At 53.5% G+C, this 8,435-nt stretch carries 6 protein-coding genes and 1 pseudogene; 3 read left to right on the top strand and 4 right to left on the bottom strand.

Features of this window, described 5'->3' with window-relative positions; genetic code table 11:
* Positions 1-108: 108 nt before the first annotated feature.
* From H2Z84_RS19615 to H2Z84_RS19605, 3 genes are all read right to left on the bottom strand, one after another.
* Positions 109-1,035 carry a LysR family transcriptional regulator gene (locus tag H2Z84_RS19615; RefSeq protein WP_181837479.1) on the bottom strand — a complete coding sequence of 309 codons (927 nt, stop codon included), beginning with the start codon at positions 1,033-1,035 and terminating at the stop codon, positions 109-111.
* Between the two features lie 229 nt (positions 1,036-1,264).
* A complete protein-coding gene (locus H2Z84_RS19610; RefSeq protein WP_181837478.1) occupies positions 1,265-1,879 on the bottom strand; it encodes a DJ-1/PfpI family protein in 615 nt (204 codons plus the stop codon).
* A 252-nt stretch (positions 1,880-2,131) separates the two neighbouring features.
* Entirely contained in the window at positions 2,132-3,190 is a 1,059-nt protein-coding gene (locus tag H2Z84_RS19605; protein ID WP_220272926.1) for a YncE family protein, read from the bottom strand.
* A gap of 255 nt (positions 3,191-3,445) precedes the next feature.
* On the opposite strand from H2Z84_RS19605, the gene H2Z84_RS19600 reads away from it, so the two are divergent.
* Positions 3,446-4,636 carry a radical SAM/SPASM domain-containing protein gene (locus tag H2Z84_RS19600; protein ID WP_199102141.1) on the top strand — a complete coding sequence of 397 codons (1,191 nt, stop codon included), beginning with the start codon at positions 3,446-3,448 and terminating at the stop codon, positions 4,634-4,636.
* 358 nt (positions 4,637-4,994) lie between these two features.
* On the opposite strand, the gene H2Z84_RS19595 is transcribed toward H2Z84_RS19600, so the two are convergent.
* Positions 4,995-5,408, bottom strand: a complete 414-nt coding sequence (locus H2Z84_RS19595; RefSeq protein ID WP_181837476.1) for a response regulator — start codon at positions 5,406-5,408, stop codon at positions 4,995-4,997.
* A 311-nt stretch (positions 5,409-5,719) separates the two neighbouring features.
* Between H2Z84_RS19595 and H2Z84_RS21555 the strand changes: the two are divergent.
* Both H2Z84_RS21555 and H2Z84_RS19590 read left to right on the top strand, forming a co-directional pair.
* Positions 5,720-5,857: pseudogene (locus tag H2Z84_RS21555) on the top strand (ESPR-type extended signal peptide-containing protein); the annotation flags it as partial.
* A gap of 93 nt (positions 5,858-5,950) precedes the next feature.
* On the top strand, positions 5,951-8,435 hold a 2,485-nt coding region (locus tag H2Z84_RS19590; RefSeq protein ID WP_258869502.1), incomplete at its 3' end, for a two-partner secretion domain-containing protein.

The following is an 8,435-nucleotide window of genomic DNA, read 5'->3' as shown; positions in this document are numbered from 1 at the left end:
GGGTAGGGTGGGCATGGCAGCCTCCATTCAGATGATGAAATCAGCGCAGTGAGGATATTTAATATATTGCATGTTGACTGATTTGATCATGAATAAAATGCAAGCGTGCTATGGGTGTTTTTCATCATGGCAGCGATCAGCATCGTCTCCCTTGGCTTGCGTTTTGCTGGCCTTGCCGCCTTTGCCACATCGGGCAGAAACCAGTCTGATGAATTCGTCGGTCACTGCGGTCGCCATTGTATTCCACGACAAGCGCACAGAACGGTGTAACTTCGGTGACAATTCCAGCACCCGGCCAGCAAACGGCGTATAGCTGAGTGTGATGCGTGGGACGATAGACACGCCCATGCCTGCTTCCGCCATCGACAAAATCGAGCGCATTTCAAGCACGTGAAAAGCGGGCTTCAGTTGGCCACCGTTGCGTGCAAAGTAATCGGAGATGACTGGCCCGCAGCCCGCCTTGGAGAAGATGAAAGGCAATGTGGCCAATTGCTTGGCCGACACGCTTTTATGGGCGTCGAACGTACCATTCGCCACCACTGCGACGAAATCGTCTTCGAGCAACGGCAGGTTGTTGATGAAGCGTCTGGCTCCAGCAACAACACCGACATCGACCGTGCCGTCCTCTATCCATCCTTCAACTTCCAGATCCGTGCCTTCAATCAACACCGCCGATACGCCCGGATGTATCTTTTTAAGCGCCTCAAGTGCCGGTGCAACAAACGCCAACGACACGCTTGGCAGAGAGCCGACCACCAACCGCCCTTCAAGCTTGCCGCGCGATAGGCTGAATTGCTGGCGCAGAGCTTGCGCGTCCCGCACCACGTTCTGGATATAAGGCCATAGGCGTTCTCCAGCGGCTGTCAACACAATGGGCTGCCGGTCTCGCATCAGCAGCTTGACCTGGGTGATGTCTTCAAGCTCCGTCAAGGCGTGGCTGATGGTGGACTGACTACGACTGAGCCGCTCAGCGGCGGCGGTGAGTGAGCCGAGTTCGACCACGGTGACAAGCATCTGCAATTGGACCAAGGTCATTTAGGCTCCTTGCCCGGATACATGCATCATGTGCATTTTCCCGGTTTGTGAGATTGGCAGTTGTGCTGCTTGTCTGGGGTGAAGATCCTACACAGAGTCAGGAAAGCCATCTGGCTTGTCATGACCGACTCATCAGGAGCGCCACGCCGAGGCGTTGCGCCATGGCACGGTTTGTCCAGGGGGATGGCAGGTCCCGGACTAGCATTGCTGCTAGCGCTATCCGGAGAATTTATTGGATCACACTGCCAGGCAGATATGGCGTCACATTCTGTTGTGCACGTGCCAGGTATTCTTCCTTCTCGCCTACCGGCGCCACGTAGTGCAATGCATCCTGTGCTGCTTTCACACTCTCCAGCCTGGCGATGATCCAGAATGCAAGATATTGCGATGCCAGGCAGCCACCGGCAGTCGCCACATTTCCCTTGGCAAAGAATGCCTGATTCAAAACGCTGACACCGGCTTCCTCTACCCAGGGCTTGGTGATGAGGTCGGTACACGCCGGGACGCTGTCCAGCAGGCCAAGCTTTGCCAAAATGAGAGTGCCCGAGCATTGTGCCCCCAGTAGTTGCCGGGACGGGTCAAACTGCATCGTAGTCATCAGTTTTTTGTCGGCAACAACGTCCCGTGTTTTTAGTCCACTACCAAAAATTACCGCATCGGCGCTACAGGCCTCTTCAATGGAAATATGAGACTCCAGAACAGCACCATTCATGGATTCAACCTTGGATGCAGGGCTGGCAATCGATACTCGCCAGTCAGGCTTCTTGATTCGATTCAAAATGCCAAATGCAATCAGGGAGTCGAGTTCGTTGTAGCCATCAAAGGTCAGAATTGCGATATGCATGACACAGTTCACTTTTGTCTAGGGTGGTTGCGAGTGGTCAGCCTATGCGCAACAATCAGCACAATCAAGAAATTGTCATGAATGCAAGTCTATGCAAGCTGTGCTTGACGACTACCCTGAAATGAAAACACTCCGCCTGATGGCAGAGTGCTCTAACAGCTGACGCAGTCGGTTTTCGGTCAGAGCCGCCGTTCTGTAGTACAGAAGCCCGTGGCAGCCATATACAGATTCCAGACATGCTCGCTTTGCCGCTTATTTCCCAACGCCGTAGGTCAACAGTACGAAGCTGTCTGGCTGATAAAAATTGGGATAGAAAAAAGAAGGTGCACGATTAACCTTCTTGCCCGGATCCTGCACCCCCTCGGCCGTTACCAGGTAGAGTTTCTTGGTCTGGGGATCCATTGCCATCGTACGCGCACTGGGGCGCGTCATGACCGACTGTGTCATCTCGTAGTGATCAGGATCCTTTTGCCCGAACACCACCAGATTGCTCTCGATGCCATTGCTGGCAAACACTTGCTTGGTATCTGCGTCGTAAATCACTTCGTCTACGCCGCGTCCAAGCGTCAAGGTTGCCACTTGATGGCCATTCTTGCCATCCAGCACCAGCAGCACGGGCTTGTCACCGCGACAGCCGACGAAGATACGCTCATGATCCTTGTCTATGGCCACGCTATTGGACTGAATGCAGGACACCGGCCACTCATCGCTTACCATCATCTTGGCCATATCCAGGCGAATAACACGATTTTTGTCGCGTAACGCAAAGAGAATATTGCCTTTGCCATCAGCAACCGGACGTTCGAGCTTTTCTCCGTCCACTTTTACACGCCCCAGTTCACTACCATCCCGTGCACTCAGAATCAGCACGGTGGAGTCGTCGCCCATCATGAAGGCGACACGGTGGGTGACCGGGTCATAAACATTGCCGTCGGCATTACTGCCAAACTTGATGCGCTTAACCAAGGAAAAGTCGGCCAGTCTGAACAGGGTGGTGGAACCATCCTCGTTACTGGTAAAACCCAGGCCTTCGGCAGTGGCCAGCGCTGTATCGCCCGCGTGTTCGGTACCGGGAATCTTCGATTTCACCACTTGCATGTGTTTGACATCGACAACACTGACGCCGTCTGCATGGCGATTGATAAACAGATATTGCCGGCTTGCATCGAAAGTCAGATAGTCCCAGCTAGGTTGCGGTGTGCTGAGTTTCAGTGTCGATTGCAACTGGTAATAGCCATTACCGTCACCGGCGAGTGCTGCCTGGCTTGATGCGCCGCACAAGGCAGCCAAGGCAACCAGTTTCCACAGCATTTTCCTTGCCTTCATCTTGAATCTCCTCCTGTTGTCATTGTCGTGACCTGCACTTGCCATGTGCATGGCCAGACCAGTCTGCCGCCAAACGCCAGCCGGTCGATATTGGGGATTTCCCATCGCAGCAGGTCGGCAGGAAAGGCTCCGCCAATCGATAGGCCAGGGCGGTGGGAATAACCTCGTACTTGGTGCACATCAAGGAACAAACCATGCCATGAGGGCAATATGGCCGGTTTTCCACCCTGGAGCACACCAATGTCTTTGGTCATGTCACAAACCTATCCGGTGCACTTTCACGATTCCTGCCCTCCAAAGGCCGGAGCAGAACCGCCGATCATCGGCGCACGTGTTGAATTGCAACTATTAACCACACTGAAATGCAATCTCAAATGTACCTACTGCTCGTTGGGCGTTGGTAATGTGCTGGGCTCGCAGACCGAACTTGAATATAACGTCGACCAACTGGCAAGCTTTATTGAAACGCATCTGAACGGCAAAGATGTCTATGTAACCTTCTACGGAGGGGAACCCACGCTCAACATGAAGCTGGTACTGGAGGTGATGCAGCGTTTCCCCCATTTCCGGTATCAGCTGCAAACCAACGGCACCTTGCTGGACGACGTGCCGGCATGGGCACTGGCCAGCTTATCCAATGTGCTGGTTTCCATTGATGGCGGTGAAGCCATCACCGATGGCTACCGCGGCCGTGGCATTTACCGCCAGGTATTGCGCAATCTTGCCAAGGTACGCGACCAGCTGGGTGGCAGCCTCACCGCCCGCGTCACCTGGGGTAATGCCGATACCACATTTGATGAGCTGGACCAGCTCATCGGAGATCACTCTCCATTCGATTATCTCTATTGGCAATTCGTGGCCGACGAAATGTATGCCGGTGATTCGATCGATAAGCGCAAAGCCGTGCTTCGCCAGCTTATTGGGCGCTTCTTTTTGGACCCGACCCGGCTCTATCCTTTGATTCCGGTGATGGGCATCATCCGCAACAAGCTGTTTCCCGACCGGGCGCAGGAGCTATATGCCGGCCGCACTCAGTGTCGCGTTTCAACGCATCTGCTTAATGTCATGCCGAATGGGGAGATTTACCCCTGTCCGGACATGATGTATCTACCGAATATGAAAATGGGTGACGTCAAAGACAATAGTTTGCGTCACAGCCCTTTGCAGCACACCGCTACCATGCCCTGCCAGGAATGCGAAGCCTATGCCTGGTGCCGGGGCAATTGCATGAAAAACCTGTATCTGGGCTATGAAAAAGGCGACAGCAGGTATCGCAGCAATGTGGTGGAGCCGATTTGCGAACTGCTACGCTTTATGGGACAAGAAATCGATCTGCATAATCCGCAAGCCTGGTTTGAAACGGCAAGCCTGGCGGTACGCAAACAAGTACGCGATTGCGAAGTGTATGAGTATGTCGAAATCATGCCATAGGCTGGCTTGGAGGATGGGGTAGCTCTCTTTAATTGAGACCGTATAGAGAGCAACCAGCATCAGGCTGATTCGCCCCTCTTTTACCAGGGGAGATCTGAACAAGTTCCGACCTTCCGCACGCCTGCCAGGAAAGCAACATACCACTGCCGTGGAAATGAGAGCACGCTGCCTGATGGTAGCGTGCTCTCAGCGCGGGTACCGGCAGTTTTTCGGCCTTAGTGGCCATTCGCCGACTTGAAGAATTGTGTCCGCTTTCGGATGAGAAGCGGCCACACACGAAATTGATCTGGTTTCGTTAGATTTGCCTCTACCATCAGCGAATTCTGACGGCCAGCCATCATCAGCGGCACATCATGCTTTAGCAGTTTTCATCCCGAGGAGAGATGGGGCATATCGCATCCATGGCACGCCATTCGAGTGCATGGCGGATTTTGTTCTCCAGTACCTCCAGGCTTGGGGGCTTCAGGATGTAATCATTGCCACCACAGGCATAGATACGCGACAGGATCTCAGCCGTCTCATAAGACGAAATGAAGATAACCTGAGCCTTCCCCTGTTGTGACCGGTACCAGGTAACAAGATCAAAGCCATCCTCATCACCCCCCAAGTTGATATCCATCAGTATGATGTCCGGGTTCACTTCAAAGGCTGTCTGCTGAAATGCGTCAGGCGTCGCACAATGATGAACATGTGCGGACTTTGCCAACCACTTGCGCATGAGAATTGCTGAAATCGCATCATCTTCAACAATCATTATTTTTGAATTATTCATTGCCTCCTTACCTCCGCCACATTCACCAACGCGCCAGTACTGCCGTTAGCAGAATCAGGCTTAATATGCCTAATCATCCCATAAAAATGCCGTTGGAATTAATTAATAACATTCAAATTTATCTGCTTAAATTAAAAATTGGCAATGTATTATTAATTACACACTAATCAATAATCTACTCAAAATCTATACTTTCATATTGAAATATCACCGAGCAATACAGATAATCAATAGGGATATTAAAGTAAATACTCTACTTATAATTAAATCAATAAAAACAACTATTAACAAATCGTAGCGGGAGAAGTGATATGCGGCGCCCCTCATTGAACCATGTATACAAACTCGTCTGGAGTTCCCAGGCATGTGCAATGGTTGCGGTGGCAGAGAATGTGTCTGCACACGGCAAGGCATCCCGCGCGGGCAGTAGCATGCTGGCGCTTTGTACTGTCATGCTGGCGAGCAGCACAGGTGCTGCCGGCTTGCCAACCGGGGGGCAAATCACGCTCGGGTCCGGCAACATCACCCAGCAAGGCAATACCATGCTGATCAACCAGTCCTCTGCAAAGCTGGCAAGCAACTGGCAAACATTCAGCATTGGCGCGGGCAATACCGTTCAGTTCATCCAACCCTCCGCCACATCCATTGCGCTGAACCGCGTATTGGGTTCGGACGTTTCCGTCATTCAGGGCAGCCTGAAAGCCAATGGTCAGGTGTTCCTGCTCAACCCCAACGGGGTGTTGTTTACCAGCGGAGCACAAGTCAATACCAGCGGCCTGGTGGCAACTACCTTGAGTCTGTCTGACCAGCAGTTTTCCAGCGGCCATTACAACTTTCAGGGCAGCAGCCAGGGTGCGGTCATCAACCAGGGCAATATCACCACCAGTAATGGCGGAAGCGTTGCCCTGATTGCTGCTCAGGTGACTAATGACGGCAATATCACCGCCAACAAGGGGAGCGTGATACTGGCTTCCGCCCAGGATGTCACACTCGACATGGGCGGCGCGGTCAAGCTGGCCATCAACAAGGGGGCGCTGGATTCGCTGGTAAGCAATGGCGGCGCGATTCAGGCCGATGGCGGCAGTGTGCTGCTGACTGCCAAGGCGGCAGACCAACTGACCAGTTCGGTCATCAACAATACGGGTGTCATCCGGGCGCAAACCCTGGCAAACGGTGAAAAAGGCCAGATCCAGTTGCTGGGCGACATGAGTACCGGGACCCTGAATGTGGGTGGCACACTGGATGCCAGTGCACCGAATGGCGGTAATGGCGGTGCTATTGAAACATCGGCGGCCAGCGTCAATACCATGAGTGGTTTGCAGGTTAATGCGTCATCCCGCTCAGGTACTGCCGGTAGCTGGTTGATTGACCCCTACGACTACACGATAGGCAGTGCTGCCGCCGCCACCATTTCCAGCACGCTGTCTGGTGGCACCAGTGTGACGGTAACCACGCAAAGCAATAATGCGGCTTATGGCAGTGCGGGCAGCGCCAGTGGCAATGGCGACATCACGGTCAATAACGCCATCACCGATACAGGTAGTGCTGATGTCAGCCTGACCCTGCAGGCCGCACGCAATATCACGATCAACAGCCCTATTACCGCCAGCAATGGCAAGCTGAATATCACCCTCAGCGCAGCCAACAATGCAGCAGGCACGACTGGTGGCGTCAAGCTCAACGGTAATCTTAATTCCAACGGCGGCAATATCCTGGTTGGTGGGGCTGGCGGCTCGTTAACATCAGCCACCTCAAACGGCATCGGTTATGCACTCAATTATGATGCCAACAGCCCCGCCGTATTGCTGGGTACCAATGTCACGCTGCAGTCCGGTGGCGGCAATATCGTCATCAATGGCCAAACCAATGCGACTACCTCCAGCTACAGTGGTACCCAGGCTGGTATTTACGTGCTGTCCGGCGCGACGGTGAATTCCCAGGGTGGCAATATCTACATGAGTGGCATCAGCACCGCATCGGCCAAGGAGTTTGGTTTCGGGGTTGAGGCCAATTCGGGCACCACCACCACCTTTGAAACCTCCTCTTCCTCTGGCGGCATCGTTGTGGATGCCAGAAATACCCAGAATGCATTAGGCGCGCTGGGCCTGGTCAATAACGGGAACCAGGCCCGGGTGCAGTTTTTTGCGCCTAACGTGGCTTACTTCCAGTTCAGCATCAATGGCAGCAATCAGACTGCAACCTTTACCAAGAGCCCACCCTGTAACGCCAACTACCCTAATTGCGGCACCATGGTGATTCCTGGTGGTAACCAGAGCTATACCGAGGCCCAATATAATGTTGTTGATCAGGCTTTACTGCCGATCTACATTTTTACCGGCAACGGCACCAAGGTTTATGACGGGTCTACCGATGCCTCGAATGTCGCGGTGACAGCGCTGGGTGGCCCGAGTGGTTTCACTCCAAGTGCATTGGGTACGCTGGGCTTCAACACGTCCAGCAAGAATGCCGGTAGCTACATATCGCTCAACGGCAGCGCCAGCAATCCCTCGTCCTATCAGTCTGATACCTATGCCGTGGCCTATTTCAATCAGGGCACTTACACCATTACGCCCAAGGCGTTGACGGCTTTTCAGGCAACCAATAAGACTTATGATGGCACCACAGCCGCAGCAGTCACATCTTCCGGCCTGGTGAATGGGGATAATGTACAAGTTGTAGCTACGGGTGGCTTTGCCTCGGCCAACGTAGGCAACAACATCACGGTCAACGTAACCGGGGTCAGCCTTTCCGGTACGGACGCTGGCAATTACACCATTCCCAACTCCACCGCCATCAGCACCACGGCAAATATCACTCCGGCCTCACTGACCGTCACCGCCAGCAACGCCAGCAAGACCTACGACGGTCTTGCCTATAGCGGCGGTAATGGCGTGAGCTACAGCGGCTTCGTCAACGGTGAAAGCAGCAGCGTGCTGGGCGGCAGCCTGAGCTATGGCGGCACCGCGCAAAGTGCTGTGAATGCCGGTAGCTACAGCCTGCTGGCACAGGGTCTGAGCAGCAGCAATT

It is taken from the genome of Aquitalea aquatica, assembly GCF_013911085.1.
In the GTDB taxonomy this organism is placed as follows: domain Bacteria; phylum Pseudomonadota; class Gammaproteobacteria; order Burkholderiales; family Chromobacteriaceae; genus Aquitalea; species Aquitalea aquatica.
This window is presented reverse-complemented; position numbering and strand designations above follow the sequence as displayed.

Bases quoted from the DNA above. Each gene is read 5' to 3' on its own strand.
- H2Z84_RS19615 (WP_181837479.1), bottom strand. From the start codon at position 1,035: ATGACCTTGGTCCAATTGCAGATGCTTGTCACCGTGGTCGAACTCGGC.
- H2Z84_RS19600 (WP_199102141.1), top strand. From the start codon at position 3,446: ATGTCTTTGGTCATGTCACAAACCTATCCGGTGCACTTTCACGATTCC.
- H2Z84_RS19610 (WP_181837478.1), bottom strand. From the start codon at position 1,879: ATGCATATCGCAATTCTGACCTTTGATGGCTACAACGAACTCGACTCC.
- H2Z84_RS19595 (WP_181837476.1), bottom strand. From the start codon at position 5,408: ATGAATAATTCAAAAATAATGATTGTTGAAGATGATGCGATTTCAGCA.
- H2Z84_RS19605 (WP_220272926.1), bottom strand. From the start codon at position 3,190: ATGCTGTGGAAACTGGTTGCCTTGGCTGCCTTGTGCGGCGCATCAAGC.